This window comes from Streptomyces rugosispiralis (assembly GCF_024505145.1).
In the GTDB taxonomy this organism is placed as follows: Bacteria; Actinomycetota; Actinomycetes; order Streptomycetales; family Streptomycetaceae; genus Streptomyces; species Streptomyces rugosispiralis.
Genome location: NZ_JANIAA010000017.1, coordinates 77416 through 95621, shown reverse-complemented (window position 1 = coordinate 95621; position 18206 = coordinate 77416). Strand labels below are relative to the sequence as shown.

Annotated in this window: 18 protein-coding genes; 2 read left to right on the top strand and 16 right to left on the bottom strand. The window is 70.2% G+C overall.

Going from position 1 to position 18206, the window contains the following annotated elements; genetic code table 11:
* Positions 1-56: 56 nt before the first annotated feature.
* Positions 57-1154: a LacI family DNA-binding transcriptional regulator gene (locus tag NP777_RS24355; protein ID WP_256652308.1), complete on the top strand. Its 1098-nt coding sequence runs from the start codon at positions 57-59 to the stop codon at positions 1152-1154.
* Here the strand turns inward: NP777_RS24355 and NP777_RS24350 are convergent.
* From NP777_RS24350 to NP777_RS24290, 13 genes are all read right to left on the bottom strand, one after another.
* A complete protein-coding gene (locus NP777_RS24350) occupies positions 1148-2035 on the bottom strand; it encodes a carbohydrate ABC transporter permease (RefSeq protein WP_391858568.1) in 888 nt (295 codons plus the stop codon). The two genes, NP777_RS24355 and NP777_RS24350, sit on opposite strands and share 7 nt — an antisense overlap.
* 58 nt (positions 2036-2093) lie before the next feature.
* On the bottom strand, positions 2094-3041 hold the full coding sequence (locus NP777_RS24345) for a carbohydrate ABC transporter permease (protein ID WP_256652305.1): 948 nt from the start codon (positions 3039-3041) through the stop codon (positions 2094-2096).
* Between the two features lie 34 nt (positions 3042-3075).
* A complete protein-coding gene (locus NP777_RS24340; RefSeq protein WP_256652304.1) occupies positions 3076-4383 on the bottom strand; it encodes an extracellular solute-binding protein in 1308 nt (435 codons plus the stop codon).
* On the bottom strand, positions 4380-6275 hold the full coding sequence (locus NP777_RS24335; protein ID WP_256652303.1) for a glycoside hydrolase family 2 protein: 1896 nt from the start codon (positions 6273-6275) through the stop codon (positions 4380-4382). The genes NP777_RS24340 and NP777_RS24335 overlap by 4 nt, the downstream gene beginning before the upstream one ends.
* A gap of 122 nt (positions 6276-6397) precedes the next feature.
* Positions 6398-6631, bottom strand: a complete 234-nt coding sequence (locus tag NP777_RS24330; protein WP_256652302.1) for a hypothetical protein — start codon at positions 6629-6631, stop codon at positions 6398-6400.
* An 86-nt stretch (positions 6632-6717) separates the two neighbouring features.
* Positions 6718-7089, bottom strand: coding sequence for a hypothetical protein (locus tag NP777_RS24325; protein WP_256652301.1), 372 nt, complete (start codon positions 7087-7089; stop codon positions 6718-6720).
* A gap of 4 nt (positions 7090-7093) precedes the next feature.
* Positions 7094-8221, bottom strand: a complete 1128-nt coding sequence (locus tag NP777_RS24320; RefSeq protein WP_256652300.1) for an RNA-guided endonuclease InsQ/TnpB family protein — start codon at positions 8219-8221, stop codon at positions 7094-7096.
* 220 nt (positions 8222-8441) lie between these two features.
* Complete coding sequence (locus NP777_RS24315) at positions 8442-9908, bottom strand: sulfatase-like hydrolase/transferase (protein ID WP_256652299.1); 1467 nt, start codon at positions 9906-9908, stop codon at positions 8442-8444.
* Complete coding sequence (locus NP777_RS24310) at positions 9905-10882, bottom strand: aliphatic sulfonate ABC transporter substrate-binding protein (protein ID WP_256652298.1); 978 nt, start codon at positions 10880-10882, stop codon at positions 9905-9907. The genes NP777_RS24315 and NP777_RS24310 overlap by 4 nt, the downstream gene beginning before the upstream one ends.
* A 43-nt stretch (positions 10883-10925) precedes the next feature.
* Positions 10926-11705, bottom strand: a complete 780-nt coding sequence (locus tag NP777_RS24305) for an ABC transporter ATP-binding protein (protein ID WP_256652297.1) — start codon at positions 11703-11705, stop codon at positions 10926-10928.
* Positions 11702-12511 carry an ABC transporter permease gene (locus NP777_RS24300; RefSeq protein WP_137976450.1) on the bottom strand — a complete coding sequence of 270 codons (810 nt, stop codon included), beginning with the start codon at positions 12509-12511 and terminating at the stop codon, positions 11702-11704. Before NP777_RS24300 ends, NP777_RS24305 begins: the two co-directional genes overlap by 4 nt.
* A gap of 53 nt (positions 12512-12564) precedes the next feature.
* Entirely contained in the window at positions 12565-13755 is a 1191-nt protein-coding gene (locus NP777_RS24295; protein WP_256652296.1) for an ROK family transcriptional regulator, read from the bottom strand.
* Positions 13756-13800: 45 nt separating this feature from the next.
* Complete coding sequence (locus NP777_RS24290; RefSeq protein WP_391858564.1) at positions 13801-14772, bottom strand: formylglycine-generating enzyme family protein; 972 nt, start codon at positions 14770-14772, stop codon at positions 13801-13803.
* 283 nt (positions 14773-15055) lie between these two features.
* Between NP777_RS24290 and NP777_RS24285 the strand changes: the two genes are divergently transcribed.
* A complete protein-coding gene (locus NP777_RS24285) occupies positions 15056-15823 on the top strand; it encodes an NPP1 family protein (RefSeq protein WP_256652295.1) in 768 nt (255 codons plus the stop codon).
* A gap of 84 nt (positions 15824-15907) precedes the next feature.
* Here NP777_RS24285 and NP777_RS24280 read toward each other — a convergent pair whose 3' ends face one another.
* From NP777_RS24280 to NP777_RS24270, 3 genes are all read right to left on the bottom strand, one after another.
* Positions 15908-16378, bottom strand: a complete 471-nt coding sequence (locus tag NP777_RS24280) for a hypothetical protein (protein WP_256652294.1) — start codon at positions 16376-16378, stop codon at positions 15908-15910.
* Positions 16379-16434: 56 nt separating this feature from the next.
* A complete protein-coding gene (locus tag NP777_RS24275) occupies positions 16435-17496 on the bottom strand; it encodes an alpha/beta fold hydrolase (protein WP_256652293.1) in 1062 nt (353 codons plus the stop codon).
* A 164-nt stretch (positions 17497-17660) separates the two neighbouring features.
* Positions 17661-18197 carry a DoxX family protein gene (locus NP777_RS24270; protein ID WP_256652292.1) on the bottom strand — a complete coding sequence of 179 codons (537 nt, stop codon included), beginning with the start codon at positions 18195-18197 and terminating at the stop codon, positions 17661-17663.
* Positions 18198-18206 lie beyond the last annotated feature (9 nt).

Genomic DNA, 18206 nt, shown 5'->3' with positions numbered 1-18206 from the left:
GGCCCGCCGTGTGCCCGGCGGTGCGGCCCGCTGCCGGCACGCTCTAGGATCGGTCGGTGACCGCCGTGAAACAGCAGACCACCAGGGATCAAGCGGCACCGGGGCGGAAGCGCTCGGACGGTGCCGGCCGGAGCGCCACCGTCAAGGACGTGGCGACGCTCGCCGGGGTCTCCCCGAAGACCGTGTCGAATGTGATCAACGGCTTTGTGCATGTGTCCCCGGCGACCCGGGAGCGGGTCCAGCGGGCCATCCGGGAGCTCGGCTACCGTCCCAACCGGGTGGCCCGCAACCTCCGCCGGGGCAGCACCGGCATGATCGGTCTTGTCCTGCCCGAGCTGGACGTCCCGTACTTCGCCGAGTTGGGACGCCACTTCCTCACCACGGCCGAGGAACACGGCCGCACCCTGCTGATCGAGCAGACCCTCGGCGACCGCGAGCGGGAGGCGGCGGTGATCCACGGCCTCGGCGACCAGGTCGTGGACGGCATGGTGGTGAGCCCGCTCGCCCTGCATGGCAGCGCGCTGGCGAACCACCTCGGCACCGTGCCGCTGGTGCTCATCGGCGAACGCCCCAGCGGCGGCCTCGCCGACCATGTGGTGATCGACAACGTGGCCGCCGCCAAGGAGGCCGTGGCCCATCTGGTGGCCGGTGGGCGCCGCCGGATCGCCGCCATCGGCGTCCAGCCCGAGCCGTACATCGGCACACCGCTGCTCCGCAGAACCGGCTACCGCCAGGCCCTGGAGGAGGCCGGGCTGCCGCCGGACCCCCTCCTGGAGCGCGAGACACCCCGCTACCACATGGGCGAGGGCGCCCGTGCGATGGCGGCGCTGCTGGACCGGCCGGCACCGCCGGACGCCGTGTTCTGCTTCAACGACGCGCTCGCCCTCGGCGCGCTGCGGACGCTGTACGAGCGCGGACTGCGGGTGCCGGACGACATGGCCGTGATGGGCTTCGACGACATCGAGGCCGCGCGCTACAGCACACCGAGCCTGAGCAGCGTGGCACCGGACAAGAACGCCATCGCCCGGCACGCCGTCGATCTGCTGCTGGAGCGGATCGAGACACCGGACCGTCCGGCCCAGGAGGTCGTCGTCGGGCACACCCTCCACACCCGCGAGTCCACCGAGGGCGGCATCCCCGCCACCGCTCACTGACCTCCCAGACCCGTGGTGGCCACCGACTTCACGATCTGACGCTGGAACATCATGAAGACGATGAGCAGCGGGATGGAGCCGAGGATCGAGGCGGCCGACTCCTGGGCGTTCCGGAGCCCGGTGGAGTCCTTCACGGTCGACAGCCCCACCGGCAGCGTCATCAGCTGGGGATCGCTCGTGCTGATGAACGGCCAGAGGAAGTTGTTCCAGGTGTTGATGAAGACGAAGATGGCCACGGCCGCGAGGATCGGCCGGGACAGCGGCAGCACCACACTCCAGAACACCCGGAAGCTGCCCGCCCCGTCGATCCGGGCCGCCTCCTCCAGCTCCCGCGGAATGCCGTCGAAGAACTTCTTCAGGATGAACACCATCGCGGGCGCCACCACCTGCGGCAGGATCACCGCCGCGTAGGTGTCGACGAGGTTCATCGCGAGCATCTGCCGGAACAGCGGCACGATCAGGATCTGCGGCGGCACCATGATCGAGGCGACGGTGACGGCGAAGAGCACCCGGCGGCCGCGGAAGAGCGTGCGCGAGAAGGCGTACGCCGCCATCGCCGAGATGGCCACGGTGATGGCCGTGACGCACACGGCGATCACCACGCTGTTCACCGCCCACACCGGCAGATTGCCCTGGCCGAAGATGGTCCGGTAGGCGTCGAGGGTGAAGCCCGCCTTGGGGATCCAGTCGACGCCCGACGCGCTCGCGTCGACCTCCGACTTGAACGAGGTGTCCACCCCCCAGCCGAACGGCACCAGCCAGACCACCGTCAGCAGCGCGAGCGCCAGCAGGGTCAGCACACGGGGGAGCGGGCCCGTCCCGAGCGAGGGGTGCCAGACGGGGCCGCCGTAGCGGCGCCGCCGGACCACCTCCCGGGGCATGGTCGAGCGGGGCTTTCCGGGGGTACGGGGGGAAAGTGTCTCGGTGGTCATGGCGCGATCAGTCCTCCCTGCGCGAGAAGATCTTCAGCTGTGCGATCGAGAGGATGATGATGAGCCCGAAGAAGACGTACGACACCGCCGAGGCATAGCCGAGCCGGTAGTTGGTGAAGCCGGTGTCGTAGATGTACTCCAGGATCGGCCGGGTGGACCCGTTCGGGCCGCCCTTGGTCAGCAGATAGATCTGGTCGAACACCTTCAGCGACGCCATCACCTGCAACACCGCGATCAGCCCGGTGGTCCGGCGCAACTGCGGCAGGGTGACCGACCACAGCCGGCGCCACGCCCCGGCGCCGTCCAGCGCGGCCGCCTCGTAGAGGTGGTCGGGTATCGCCTGCAGCGCGGCCAGGTAGAGCAGGAAGTTGAATCCCACGGTCCACCACAGGGTCACCAGCGCGATGGACCACATCGCGTACTTCTCGTCCGTCAGCCAGCCGATGCCGTCGATCCCGAAGATCTTCAGCAGGCCGTTGAGCATCCCCCGGTCCGGCTGGAACAGCATGCTCCAGATCTGGTAGACCACCGCGACCGGCAGCAGATGCGAGGCGAAGAAGGCCAGCCGCCACAGCCACTGCCCCGGCATCCCCGTGTACACCAGCAGGGCCATCGCCAGGGCGACGAGCACGAGGGGGACGGTGGTCAGGACCGTGAACCAGACCGTGTTGCCGAGGGTCTGCCACACCTGGCTGTCGCCGAACGCCTCGGAGTAGTTGTCCAGGCCGACGAGGGCGTTGTCACCGTGCCCGGTCAGGCTGGCGTCGGTGAAGCTCATCCACAGGCCGATGCCGATCGGCACGATGAGGAAGAGCGTGAAGAACACCAGGAAGGGGGTGGCGAAGAGCCACCCGGCACCGCCCGACCGACGTCGGTCCGTGGCGGCGGCCCGCCGGAATCCGGCGCGCCGGGATCCGGCCGCGGCCCGCCGCGCGGGCGTGGAGACGGAAGCCATGACATCGCTCCTTTCCATTGCGACTCCGTCGCGATCAGGCCGGATTCGGCTGGGCCAGCAGGGTGTTGATCTGGGAGACCATCGTGCGCACCGCGCTCTGCGCGGACGACGAGCCGCCGAGCGCGGGATCGAGCGCCTGGCACATCCGGGTCTGGAAGTCCGAGCCGGAGCCGGCGAACCACACCGGCGGGTCGAGCACGAGCTGTTTCGCGGCGCCCGCGTACTCGGACTGCGGGCGCAGCTTCGCGTACTGCGGGGACGAGACGGCCGGTGTGTACGCGGGGATGTGGCCCGCCGTCGCCCAGGTCAGCCCGGACCGGACCAGCTCGGCCACGAACCGGTGGGCGCGCCGCCTGCGCTCCGGATCCGGGTTGTCCTGGTGCGGCAGCACCAGGGCGTGGCTGTCCGAGGCCCCGGCCGGTCGGTCGTAGAAGGTGGGGATGGGGGAGCCGCCCAGCTTGTCCTTCAGGGCCGACTTGTAGGTGGCCATGTCCCACTCACCCGAGAAGATCATCGGCGAACGGCCGTTGGCGAAGGCGGCGATGGCCGTCTGGACGTCCATGGTGCGGCTGTCGCGGCTCAGGTCGGCCATGAAGCGCACCACCTCGACGGCGGTGTCCTCGTCGATCTCGGCCCGCTTCCCGGTGAGGTCGAAGGTGGCGCCGGTCTGGCTGAACAGCGTCCAGAACATCCGCCAGCCCATCGCCGCGTCGTTGGCGTGGCCGAAGACCGGCCCCAGCTTGCCGCCGTCCTTGCGGAGCTTGTCCATCAGTTCCAGGGCGTGTTTCGGCGATTCGAAGGGCACCAGTTGCCCGTCACCGGTGAGCAGCCCCGCCTTGTCCATGACGTCCCGGTCGAAGAACACGACGAACGGGTGGGTGTCCAGCGGAACGGCGTACGGGTCGTCCTGGTACAGACTCCGCTTGACGAGCGTCTTGTTGAGGTCCTCCTGCTTCAGGCCGAACTCGGCCAGCAGATCCAGGTCCCACGGGTCGAGCAGACCACCGGGGGCATAGCCCGCCAGCCGGGTCAGGTGCATGATCGCCACATCCGGCGAACGGCCACCGGCGGAGGCCATCGCCAGCTTGGTGTAGTACGGCGGGCCCCAGTCCAGCACCGTCGTCCTGACCTTGAGACCCGGGACGCGCTTCTCCACGTTCCGCGTCATGGTCTTCATCAGTTCGCCGTCGGGGCCGGTGAACAGCGTCCAGTACTCGATCTCGTCGGCGCTCCGCACGCTTCCGGCGAGCGAACCGCAGCCGCTGAGCGCGGACGCCGACACGGCGGCCCCCGCCCCGTACACCGCGCCTCTCAGCAGACCGCGCCGGGTCAGACCGCTCATCGCCCCTCCTCACCGGCCGGGCGCTCGAAGGCGGCGGGGCGCTGCTGCGCCGCGCGCAGCCGCTCCACGTCCAGCTTGTGGCTCCGGTCGAAGCGGTAGACGCCGTTCTGCTCCTGGAACACGTCGGTGAGCTGGGTGTAGCAGTAGCCGAACATCAGGGGGTCGTCGAGCAGTGCCCCGGTCAGCCCCGCGAAGCGGGCCTGGAACTCCTCCTCGGTCCGCGGCCGCTGCCCGTACCCCCAGGACACGTCGCGGTCGTCACCGGCCGCGGCGTCCGCCTCCTCGGGGTTCCACCAGATGCCGCCGAACTCGCTGCAGAAGTAGGGCTGGCCGCGGTACGGCAGCGACCACACCGCGTCGGTGTCCTTCTTGCCGGGGTTCCCCCGGTTGTCGGGGTTGAGATACGGGTCGTCCTTGTCCAGTCCCGCCATCTGGCGGCGGAACGCCTCCGGGTCCTGCTCGTAGCTGTGCGAGTCGTACACATCGGTCTCGGCCACGCGGTGGGAGTAGCCGGAGGCGTCCAGGATCGGACGGGAGGTGTCGGCGGCCTTCGTGGCCAGGAACATGCCCCGGGTGACATCGTCCAGGACGGTCTGCCGGTCGTGGAGTTCCTGGTGTGTCTCGTTGAGCGGGCACCAGCCCACGATCGACGGATGGGAGTAGTCGCGCTCCACGGCCTCCAGCCACTGGGCGATGAATCCGGCGGTGGGCTGCTGGTTGTCCCCCGTGGTGCGGCCGGTACTGGCTCCCCAGTCGCCGAACTCGCCCCAGACGAGATAGCCGAGCCGGTCCGCGTGGTGCAGGAACCGCTCCTCGAAAACCTTCTGGTGCAGCCGTGCCCCGTTGAACCCCGCGGCCAGCGACAGCTCGATGTCCCGTACCAGGGCGGCGTCGTCGGGCGCGGTCATCAGCCCGTCCGGGTACCAGCCCTGGTCCAGGACGAGCCGCTGGAAGACCGGGCGGCCGTTGAGCAGCAGCCGCTTGCCGTCGATGGCCACCGACCGCAGCCCGGCGGTGCACTCGGCCCGGTCCACGGTCTCTTCGGCGCCGTCCAGCAGCTCGATCCGCACCCGGTACAGATGGGGATCCTCCGGAGCCCACGGCCGGCGCCGGTCCTCGGGCAGCGCGAGCACCATTCGGGGGGCCAGATCCAGGTCGGCCCGCACGCTCGCGTCGGCCACCGGCCGTCCGTCCGCGTCGCTCACCCGGGCCGTGATCCGGTGGCCCGGGCGGTTGGCGCTCAGCGGCAGTTCGAGGTGGAAGGCCCCGGACGCGAGGTCGGGGGTGATCCGCGGCCTGCGCAGATGGACCTCGGGCACCGGCTCCGCCCACACCGTCTGCCAGATACCGGTGGTGCGGGTGTAGTGGCAGTCGCTGTTGGCGTAGTCGGTGGCCTGCTTGCCACGCGCCTGAGTGCCGTGGCGGGCGTCCCGGGCCCGTACGACGATCACGACTTCCGCGTCGCCGCCGGCCGCCCCCGCCACCACGCCGAGGTCGGCGGTGAAGGAGGTGAAGCCGCCACTGTGCCGGGCCACCTCGCGGCCGTCGGCCCATACGGTGGCATCGTGGTCGACGGCCCCGAAGTGCAGCAGCACCCGCCGGCCGGCCCAGCCCGCCGGTATCCGGACCGTGCGCCGGTACCAGACCGCGGGGTGGAAGTCGGTGTCCCCGATCCCCGACAGCTCGGACTCGGGGCAGAACGGGACCAGGATCCGCCCGTCCAGCTCCTGGTGCACCAGGCCGCGCTCGAGTCCGCTGTCGCCGGGGTCGAAGGCGAACTGCCAGGTGCCGTTGAGATTGAGCCAGTCCTCACGGACGAAACTGGGCCGGGGATATTCGGGTCGTGGAACGCCGTTCGAGACTTCGGGCGAGGTGATGTCCGAGTGAGCCATGGGATCTCCGGGAAGGCGGGGGATTTGACCGGGCAGGGGTATGCCATCACCCGTTTACATCGATGTAAAGATCCCGCGCAGCAACTTTTGCCACGACCTCGGGCGTCCGCCGGTGAGCCTGGCTAGATCTCGCCCTTCTTCACCTTGTACAGCTCGATGTCCTGGTTGGCGAAAAGGTGCACATAGCCACAGTTCCAGCAGATCAGCCCGGTGGCCGATTCATTGGCCCAGCCGAACTTGAACAGCTCCATGCCGGTGCTGTTGAGCTTCACCTCGCGATCCCGGAAGAGGTCGCCCTTGCAGAACACACATGTGATCCACATGTCCCCGATAGCCGCACGTACAGGCTTGGCCACGCTCTCTCACCTTCTCCGGCCACCGAAGCGGCCCCCGCCTCGCGTCAACAACGTTGATCAGCATAGGACGGGGGCCACCCGGCAGGTCAGCCGCGATAGGTGTGCAGGTAGTCGAACCGCGCGACCGCGCCCGCGGTGTTCTGCGCGACCAGCCCGATTCTGAGTTTGCTCACGGTCGGCAGGGACCAGACGCCGGTGTGGACCCAGTGCACCCCGTCCGTGCTGGTGGCGGCGCGCACCTCGGTCTCGTCCCGCGCGGTGTCGGCGTGGTACGACAGCCGCATCCACAGCGTGTCCGCGGGCGGGCCGCCGAACATCGGCCCGTAGGCCACCGGGGTCGGCGGTGTGGTGGTGGGACGCTCGCCCTCCTTCGCGAACTCGGTGACATGCGTGGTCTTCCCGTCCGCGTGGCTCACCGGGAGCACCGCGTGCACCAGCTTGTATTGACTTCCGCTCACTCCCCTAAAGGGAGGTGATTCCTACCACGGTTGGCTGACCGTCTCGGTGGGTTCCTGCTTCACCGCGCTGTGCCGGTACGGGTACCGGTCTTACCTGCGCTCGACAGGCTGTCACCGCCAGTCCGGCGGCCCGGCCGATGTTCACGGCCGCATTGATGTCCCGGTCCAGGACGGTCCCGCAAGTCTGACACGTCCATTCGCGGACGTGCAGGGGTTTGGGGCCGTCCTTGACGCCGCAGGCCGAGCAGACCTGTGAGGTGGGCTCGAAGCGTCCGATGCGCACGAGGGTGCGCCCGTACCGGCTGGCTTTGTACTCCAGCATCGTGACGAACGCCGACCATCCGGCATCGTGGACGGACTTGGCCAGGCGTGTGCGGGCGAGTCCCTTGACTGCCAGATCTTCCACCGCGATGGCTTGGTTTTCGCGGATCAGCTTGGTGGAGAGCTGGTGGTGGAACTCTCGCCGCGCATCGGCCACCCGCGCATGGGTGCGGGCGACGTGAAGCCTGGCCTTTTCCTTGTTCTTCGACCCCTTTGCCTTCCGGCTCAGGGCCTGCTGTACGCGCTTGAGGCGCTTCTCAGCCCGGCGCAGGAAGCGCGGGCTGTCGATCTTCGTGCCATCGGAGAGGACCGCGAAGTGTCCCAGGCCCAGGTCTATGCCGACCTCCGGTGCGACCGGCGGGAGGGTTCCAGGAGCGGTCTCCACGACGAACGAGCAGAAGTACCGCCCGGCCGCGTCCTTGAGTACCGTCACGGTGGCTGGAGTGGACGGCAGGGTCCGCGACCACTTCACGCGCACCTCGCCGATCTTCGGCAGGCGCAGATCACCGCCGGCCGTGATGGACCAGCGGGCGTTGGCGGTGAACCGTACCGACTGCCGTTGGTCCCGCTTGGACTTGAAGCGCGGTTCGGCGATCGAAACATCCGAACTGGTCGCCACTGCGCGTTCGTCCTGCGCGCGTATTTGGTTTTCGTGATGAAGAACCGGCACAAGGTGTTTGCCGACCGGCACTACTGGCGGGCGAACAAGTTGTGGTCCGGCGCCTACTTCGCCGAATCGGTCGCGCCGCTTGTCTGTCTGTCGTCCGCCAGACATCGAGCAGCACAATCGGCTGACCTGAAGGCCCGTCATGAGCGCCGGTCAACAGTGCAGACCCGTGCACACGGCTGAGGTCAGAGCGGGCCGCCTCGCGGGGCGTCGTGGGGGTGGGCCGCGCCGGTGCCTCGCGGGCCGGGCGTGCGGCGGCCGTCGCCCGAGCCGCGGGCAACAGCCCGGCCAGCAGCGTGCACAGCGGCGCGGCGACGAGAGTGCCGGGGCCGCGTCGAGGGCTCCGGCTGCGGCTTCGTCTCATCTACGCGGTCCCTTCCGGCTCGAAGGAGCTCAGGCTCGGGTCGTAGTCCAGGTCACCGATGTCGAACATCGGGGTCATCCAGTGGTAGAAGTTGTCACCGCGCTCCCGCAGCAGGTCGTACAGGCGGCGCATCAGACGGCGGCGCACGGGCAGCAGTTCGGGGTGCTCATAGCGGTTGGTCAGCTCATGGGGGTCGGCGTCCAGGTCGTAGAGCTCGTTGACCGACTCCGGGTTGACGATGAGCTTGTGGCGCTCGTCGCGGATCATCCGCTGTGGATACGGGAAGTGGTGGCCGTGGAACTCGGCCAGCAGCTCGGCGGGCCACCGCGGATGCTCACCCCGCACCAGCGGCACCAGGCTGCGGCTGTCCACGGCGGGTGAGGTGTCACAGCCCGCGAGGTCCAGGATGGTGGCGGTGCAGTCGGTGAGGCTGACGAACTCCTGGCGCACCTGCGGGGCTTCCCCGGGGACGCGGATGATGCCGGGGATGCGGTAGATGTCCTCGTACATCGCCGGGCCCTTGTCGTGCAGCCGGTGGGCGCCGGTGAACTCGCCGTGGTCGGCGGTGAAGAACACCGAGGTGTCATCGGCAAGACCGAGCTCGTCGAGGCGGGTGAGGATGCGCCCGATCTGCTCGTCGACCAGCGTGACATAGCCCCAGTAGACCGCGATCAGCTTGCGGGTGACCTCGATGGGGATGGTGTCGAAGGTCCAGTGGGCGCTGTAGTTGCGCTGTACCGGTGGCTTTCCCTCGAAGGTCTCGGCGATCGAGGCGGGCAGCTCCACCAGATCGGGGTCGTAGCGGTCGAAGTACGCGTCGGGCAGCAGATACGGCAGATGCGGCCCGAAGAAGTGGGTGGCCAGGAAGAACGGCCGCCCGTCCGCGGCGTAGCGGTCGAGCTGCTCGATGGCGCGGGTGGCCAGATAGTGCTCGAAGGTGGCCTCCACCGGCTGGTGGAGCCGCGCCGCCAGCAGATTGCCCGGATTGCCGTTGGGCGTGGTGCCGCGGATCGGATCGGATATCCGGTACGGCGGCAGGCCCCGCTCCTTCAGATACGCCGCGTAGTCCGGGTGGTCCACGGGGTTGTGCCAGCCGGGCAGATCGGGTCCGTCGAAACCGTACGAGGCGGCGTTGCGGTGGGTGCCGACATGCCATTTGCCGACCAGTCCGAGCTGGTAGCCGCGCTCGGCCAGGGCGCCGGGGAAGGTGAACGCGTCCTCGCGCAGATCCTCCAGATAGCCGACGTTGCGCTCGTAGTTGGCCAGCAGCCGGTGGCGGAAGGGCGCCTGGCCGGTGAGCAGACTGGCGCGGGCCGGGGTGCAGATGGCGGTGGGGGTGTAGAAGCGGTCGAAGCGGGTGCCGGTCGCCGCCAGCCGGTCGAGGTTGGGCGTGGCCACATGGGGATTGCCGTAACAGCCGAGGGTGTCGACGCGGTGCTGATCGGTCATCAGGAACAGCAGGTTCATCGGGCGGCCGCCTTCGTGTAGAGGTCACCGGCGTAGAACGTGGACGGGTCGGGAGCCTTCGGCAGTTGCCCGGTCCGGACGAAGAAGTGGCTCATGCCGTCCAGCCACTTCCCGACGGTGCCGTCCTTGGTTCTGGCCACCAGCTCGGCGGTCGTCATCGTCTTCACATGCTTCGCGTCCGCCGCGACCTTCGCCTCATCGGCCTTGAGCAGCTTCGCGGCCAGCGCGATGGACTCCTTCGCGTGCGCGGCCCGCCAGTCGTTGGCCTCCTGGAGCACCTTCACGACCTTCCGGTCGCGCTCCGGCTTCGCCTTGGCGGCCGAGACGAACGCGGTGGGGAAGGAGGAGCCGGGGAGGTCCTCGGTGCTCGCCACCTCCTTCATCCCCGGCACCTTCTCCTTGATGGTGTCGATGAGCGGATACCAGATCCCGGCGCCGTCGATCTGGCCGGAGGAGAACGCGGAGACCACGGTGGGCGCGTCCATCACCACCTTCGAGATGTCCTTCATGGTCATCCCGGCCTTCTGCAGCGCCAGATTGAGCGCCATCTCACCGGAAGTGCCCTCGGGGACGCCGACCTTCTTCCCTCTCAGGCCCTGGATCGAGTCGATACCGGGCCTGGCGATGACCCGGTCGGCGTAGGTGAGGGTGTCGATGGCCACGATGGTGGCCTTGCCGGAGGCGGGCAGCCACAGGGCGCCGGGACCGATGTAGCCGTAGTCCAGATTGCCGGTGCGCAGGGCCTGGATCTGGACCGGGCCGTTGACGAACACCTTGGGCTCGGCGGTCAGGCCGTGTTTCTTCCACAGGCCCCGCTCCTCGGCGATGGCCAGCAGACTCGCGCCGTTGTAGTCGGCGATGTAGCCGAACCTGACCGCGGAGCCGCCGCTGCCGGAGGACGAACACGCGGCCACCGAAAGTGCCGCTCCGGTCGCGGAGAGTGAGATCATGAAGTCGCGTCGGCTCATCCTCATCGCGGGTGAGTCCCTTCGAAAGAAGTGCGGTTGGGGAGTGCGGTCAGGCGGCGGAGCCGGCCGGTGACTGGTGGTAGACGTGGGTCCAGACGTCGTTACGGATGCGCGCGAACTCCGCGGAGAGCCGGATCTCCTCGGTCCGCGGATAGGGGAGGTCCACATCGATGACCCGGTGGATCCGGCCGGGCCTCGCGGCCATCACGACCACCCGCCCGGCCAGATACACCGCCTCGTCGACGTCATGGGTGATGAACAGGACGGTGCGCCGCTCCTGAGTCCAGGTGTCCAGCAACTGGTCCTGCAACTGCACCCGGGTGAGCGCGTCCAGCGCCCCGAACGGCTCGTCCATCAGCAGGACTTCGGGGTCCACGGCGTAGGCTCGGGCGATGGCGCAGCGCTGCTTCATCCCCCCGGAGAGGGTTTTGGGCAGGGCGTCGGCGAAGTCGGCGAGCCCGACCAGCTCGATGGCGTGATCGGCGCGCCGCCGGCGCTCCGCGGCCGGGACGTGTGCCAGCTTCAGCCCGAACTCGACGTTCCCGCGCACCGTCAGCCACGGGAACAGCGCGTACTGCTGGAAGATCACCCCACGGTCCGGCCCCGGCCCGGTGACCGGCGCGCCGTCCACCGTGACCGTGCCGGAGGTGGGCTCCACCAGTCCGGCCACCATGGACAGCAGGGTGGACTTGCCGCAGCCGGACGGGCCGACGACCGCGACGAACTCCCGGTCCCCGATGTCCAGGGAGACCTGGCCGAGGGCGGTGAAGGTGGTGCTCTTCAGCGGGTAGGTCTTGACCACGTCCCGGAAAGAGATCTTGGGGCTCATCGGCGCTCCTGCCACGCGGTGAGACGGCGTTCGGCCAACAGCAACAACCGGTCCATGACCAGGCCGATGACACCGATGCTGATCAGACCCACGAAGATCGTGGGAACGTCGTAGTAGGTCTGGGCGTGGACCATCTCGAAGCCGAGACCCTTCTGGGCGCCGATCATCTCGGCCGCCACCACGGTCGCCCAGGCCGCCCCGAGCCCGATGCGCATGCCGACCAGGATGAACGGCGTGGACGCCGGGATGACCACCTTGAGGAAGACGGTCCGGTCCGAGGCGCCGAGCACCCGCGCCGCGTCGATCAGCGTCCGGTCCACTCCGGTCACCCCCTGGAAGGCGGCCACCACACAGGACATGAACGCCGCCAGGAAGATGACGAAGATCTTCGGTGTCTCGCCGATGCCCATCAACACGATCACCAGCGGGATCAGCGCGAGTGGCGGGATCGTACGGAAGAACTGGACGTACGGCTCCAGCAGGCCCCGGGCCACCGGATACCAGCCCATCAGGAAGCCCACGGGCACGGCGACCAGGGTGCCGAGCGCGAACCCCAGGAGCACCCGCTGGAGGCTGGCCAGCGCGTCCTCGGTGAGGGTTCCGTCGGAGAGCAGTTCCCGCGCTCGCGAGCTCACGGAGAGCGGTCCTGGGATGTCCGCGAGCCCCGCCGCGGCGGTCAGCGCCCAGACGGCGATGGCCAGGACGAGGGCGATCAGATTGAACACGAGGGGGTGGACGGTGCGTCGTGCGCCGCGTGGCGCCTGTGGTGTCGTGGGGGTCTTCTCGGGCGCGGTGACCACCGTCATGGACGCCTCGCGGGGTACATGGGTCCTCCTCTTCGGCCCGGGACCGGGCCGGGTCAGCCCGGACCGGCCGGGTAATGACTGAGCAGCGGGGATTCACGCAGGACAAGGGCGATACCGCCCAGGGCGCCACCGGCCTCGCCGAGCGCCGCCGGTCTCAGGTCCACACGGTCCCGTGAGATCGGCATGATGTGTGCGCGCAGCGCCCGTTCGACCGGCTCGAAGAGCGGGGGGCCGGCCGCGGCGAGCTCGCCACCGAGCACGATCACCCCGGGGCCGATCGCGTTGCACACGGCGGCCAGCACGGTGCCGATGTGGGCGGCGGCCGCCTCCAGTGTGCGCAGCGCCACCGGATCGCGGGCCTCCAGCGCCCCGAGGAGCGCGGCCAGGCCGTCCGCGTGGCCGCCCGCGCGACGGTAGGCGGCGAGCACGGCGCCCACCGAGGCCACCGTCTCCAGGCAGCCGGTGGCGCCGCACGAACATCGTCCGTCGCCCGACTCGACCGCGATATGCCCGAACTCGCCGGACAGGCCGTACGCCCCGCGGTGCAGGGAGCCGGCCACCACCAGCCCGCCGCCCACACCGTGCGACAGCCGCAGATACAGGACGTCCTGACCGCCCGCCGCGGCGCCCCAGGTGGCCTCGGCGAGCGCGGCGAGCCGGGTGTTGTTGTCCACCAGCACCGGGGCCTCGAAACGCTTGCGCAGCAGGGCGGGCAGCTCGGCGGACGGGCACGGTTGCGCGGGCCCCGCGTCGGGGTCCTCGACCGGGCCGACCACACCCACCCCGATGGCGTTCAGCGCGCCCAGCCGCAGGGCGCCGTCGGCTAGCGTGCCGACCAGCCGCTCGGCCAGGGCGATCCGCTCCTCCCAGGGCAGCCCCGGGTCGTGCGGTTCACTGGCCGAGCCGATCACCTCGTGGGCGACGTTGACCGCGGAGACATGCACCGCCCGGCGGGCGAAGTCGATGCCGATGGCCTGGCCCGCGCTGGGGTTGAGCGTCAGCGCCTCCACCGGCCGTCCCCGCCTGCGCGGGGCCGTTCCGGGCGCCGTGGCGACCACGGCGCCGCTCTCGATCAGCTCGGTGACGATATCGCTGAGGGTGGTCCGGGAGAGCCCGCTGTGCTGCCCCAGTCCGGCCCGGCTGAGCGGGCCGTGTTTGCGCAACAGATCCAGTACCAAGTCTTCGTGTCCCCGCCGCAGCCGGGCCAGCGGGCCGTCCTGATGGGGGTGCATGCCGAACAGCATGCGCACGCCAATCTATTTCGTCAACACCCCGGAATAAAAGAAGGCTCAGGCGTCGCGGACGCAGCGGAAGCCGAGGTTGCCGGTGGAGCTGTCGGGGGTGTTGGAGGTGCGGGCGGCCACGCGGTAGCGGTTGCAGTACGACTGATGGCACAGGTAGGAGCCGCCGCGCATCACCTTGGCGGTGCCCGTGGCCGGGCCGCCGGGATCGGTGCGCGGCCGGTCGGTGTGGTCGGTGGACCACCAGTCGGCGCACCACTCCCACACGTTCCCCGACACGTTGTACAGACCGAACCCGTTGGGCTCGAAGGCGTCCACCGGGGCCGTCCCCCGATAGCCGTCCTCCGCCGTGTTCTTGACGGGGAAGCGCCCCTGCCAGATGTTGCAGCGGTGCACACCGCCGGGGGTCAGCTCGTCCCCCCAGGGGTACCGGCGCCCCGCCGCCCCGCCACGGGCGGCGTACTCCCACTCGGCCTCGGTGGGCAGCCGGGCCCCGGCCCACCGGCAGTACGCCACCGCGTCGTTCCAGGAGACATGGACCACCGGGTGGCGGTCCCGATCGCCGATCCCACTGCCAGGACCCTCCGGCGCCCGCCACGAGGCCCCCTCGACCCCGCACCACCACGGCGTCCCCTCGGGGCGCGGCGCGCCCCGGCGCAGCGCGGCGGGCAGGAACCCGGCGAACACATAGGACCAGCCGAACCGTTCGGCCTCGGTCACATGGTCGGTCTCGCGTACGAAGCGGGCGAACCGCTCGTTGGTCACCGCGTGCACATCGATCCGGAACGCGGCGACGGTCACCTCCCGGATCGGCCCCTCGCCGTCGGCGGGGAAACCCTCCGCGTCCTCGGCGCCCATCAGGAAGGCCCCGCCCGGCAGCGGCGCCATGTCCGCGTCGTGGCGGCCGGTCCCGGCCGTGGCCACGGGGGCGGTGGCGGCCGTGGCCGTGGGGGCGGTGACGTCCGCGCCGCCGCGCGATGGGGCACAACAGCTGGTAGGGCCTGCCTGGCTACGGTCCATGCGATCCTCTCCCGGGCCTGCGAGACGGTGACGGGCGGGACGCCCTGCGGAAACGCTGCCCGCGGCGTGTGCCGAGTATTTCACCGGAAATCGTCCCCGGGCCCGCCACCTCCCGCGCACCCCCCGTATCCCGCCCCAGCGCACGTGCTATAGCTGTTGGCTGACTCTTCATCACGGCGACATCTCCCGCCGCCGCTCAAGGAATGCGATCATGCTGACCTGAGCATGCCAACCCCCCACCCTCCCGGTGTGCAGTCACGCCGAGGTCGTTCAGGAGGACGCAGTGAAGAAGAGTTCGCGGATCGGCAGAGTGTCCGCCATCCTCGGCAGCGCCATCGCGCTGGTCGTGGCCTTCCCGGGCAGTGCGCTCGCGGACCCGCCCAAGGCCCTGCCCGCCAACGCGGACGGCACGGAGCAGACGTTCCAGCCGGCGTTCGACTACGACACCGACGGCTGCTACCCCACGCCCGCCATCGGCCCCGACGGGACGATCGCGGGTGGGCTCAACCCCAGCGGCGCCCTCAACGGCCAGTGCCGCGACTCCTGGGACCTGGACAACACCAACAGCTACTCCCGCGCCAAGTGCAACAACGGCTGGTGCGCGATCATCTACGGCCTGTACTTCGAGAAGGACCAGGCCGTGGCCGGTAGCGGTCTCGGCGGCCACCGCCACGACTGGGAGCACGTCGTGGTGTGGGTGCAGAACAACGAGGCCAAGTACGTCGCCACCTCGGCCCACGGCAACTTCGACATCTACAACCGGGACCAGATCCGCTGGGACGGCACCCACCCCAAGGTCGTGTACCACAAGGACGGTCTGAGCACCCACTGCTTCCGTCCGGCGAACTCCAACGACGAGCCGCCGGAGAACCACTACCACACCTGGCAGTACCCCGCGCTGGTCGGCTGGAACGGCTACCCCGCCGGGCTGCGCGACAAGCTGAGCCAGGCCGACTTCGGCAGCGCCACCCTCGGCCTGAAGGACAGCACGCTCAACTCCCACCTCGCGAAGGCCAAGCCGGCCGACATCCCCTTCGACCCCAACGCGTGAGTGACACCGCCCCGGGAGGCGACGTGGCGTCAGCCGCCGCCTCCCGGGGCCGGGCGCGGCCCACCGGCCCGGTCGGCGGCCCGGTCAGCGCCGGTGAGGCCCGGCCGGCGGCGGCTCGACCTCGAGATAGCGGTGGCGGCGCGGCCCCCGGTACTCCAGCGTGTCCCAGCCCAGCCGCCGCAGTACGTCCGCGCAGTTCCGCAGCGCATCCTCCGCCGCGTACCCGGCGCCACTTCCCGGCGGCCCCAGCCACTCGACCCGTACCACCCCGGCCCGCTCCGCCGCGCCGAGGCAGTATCCGGTCGCCGTACGACGGCCCTCCGCGTCGACGGCCGACGGCGGAACACCGGCCGCCTCCAGCGCCAGGGCCACGGCCCGCACCGGTTGACGCCGTTCCCACTCGGCGGGCACCCCTTCCGGGTCGGCGGCGTCGGCGTTCATCAGCCGGCGGATCTGCAGCAGCCCCTCGAACGCGGTCCGCACCGCGGCCTCGCGGCCCCGGTCGTCGTCGCCGGGGAGCGCCGCGGCGCCGGTGGCCACCTCGAACTCCGCCATCCCTTGTCCCCCTCGGCCCCGGCCCTCCGTGGCCTCCCGTGGTCCGGCCGCGCCGCTCAGCGCCGTCGCAGACGGTCGGCCTCGAGCACGGCGGCGGCGAAGGCCTCCGGAGCCTCCTGGGGCACATTGTGACCGATGCCCTTCAGTGTCCGGTGGGCGTACGGCCCCGAGAACTTGTCGCGGTACGCGGCCCCGCCCCCGGGCGGGGTGAAGGGATCGCGCCCGCCGTCCAGGGTGACCGTGGGGACGCCGATGACGGGACCCTTGGCCAGGCGCCGCTCCAGACCGTCGTACCGGGGATCGCCCGCCGCGAGCCCCAGCCGCCACCGGTAATTGTTTATCACGATGCGCACATAGTCCGGATTCCTGAAGGCGGCGGCGGTGCGTGCGAAGGTGGCATCGTCGAAATGCCAGGTCGGGGAGTTGAACCGCCACACGAGCAGCGCCAGTTGGCGTCGGTAGTCGGGGTTCTCCAGCCCGAGCACCCCCCTCTCGGTGGCAAAGTAGTACTGATACCACCAGGCCCATTCGACCTTCGGCGGCTGTGGCCGCTGGTTCGCCTTCCGGTTGCTGATCAGGTAGCCGGTGACGGAGACCAGGGCCTTGCAGCGCTCCGGCCACAGCGCCGCGACGATGTCGGCCGTTCGCGAGCCCCAGTCGAATCCGGCGAGGGTCGCCCGCTCGATCCCGAGGGCGTCCATCAAGGCGATGAGATCGACGGCGAACACCGACTGCTGGCCGTCGCGGAACGTCCGGGGCGACAGAAAGCGCGTCGTCCCGTAGCCGCGCAGATACGGGACGATCACCCGATAGCCCTTGGCGGCCAGCAGGGGCGCCACATCGGCATAGCTGTGGATGTCATAGGGCCAGCCGTGCAGCAGGATCACCGCGGGGCCGTGGGCCGGACCCGCCTCGGCGTAGCCGACGTTCAGCAACCCGGCCCTGATCTGCCGCGGGGCGGCGAAGGACGGATGCGGCCGCGCGGCCGACACCCCCTGCTCCTCCGGGTCCGAAAGCACCCCCGAGGCATCCGCCGAGCCGGTGGCGGCCCTTGCGGCGAGCGGTGCCCCGATCGCACTCGCACCCACGATCTTCCAGAAGCTGCGCCTGCTGAACATCCGCACCCACCCTCCACCAGTGCGAACCGCTGCCCGGCCCTGGCATCCACCATGGCGCACGCGGCTGCACCCCGCACGCCGTGCGTCACCTGCCGGAGAGGTGATAGGAGGGGTGGAGTGGGTCTCTACTCGGATGGACGGTCTCCACTCGGGCGGATGGCGCTCTACTCGTAGAGCTCCTCCTCCTCGGCGAGGTCACGCTCCGCCGTCACCGCCATCCTGCGCTTGATCACCGCGACCGCCGCCAGCGCGCTCGCGGTGAACGCCGTCGCGATCAGCCACGGCCGGTCCAGCACATGGCAGGTGAGGTGGTCGAGGGAGTAGCGGCCGGGCCCCGAGATCCCGAGCGCCGCCGCCGAGCAACCCAGCAGAGCCGGGAACTCATAGCCTCCGGACTGGGCGAAGAACCCGGCCGGCGCGTTCACCGACACCGCCCCCGCCATCGTCCCCGCGGCCGCCGCGCCGGCGGCGGGAGTGGCGAGCCCGAGCGCGAGCAGCAGCCCGCCGCCCGCCTCGCCCAGCCCGGCCACCACGGCGCAGGCCCGCCCCGGCCGGAAGCCCATCGCCTCCATGGCCTGGGCGGTACGGGCCAGGCCGTCGCCCCCGCCCCAGCCGAAGAGCTTCTGCGTGCCGTGTGCGGCCAGCACCCCGCCCACGCCGAGGCGCAGGGTGAGCAGCCCGAGATCCTTGCGGTGGGGCATGAGGTCTCC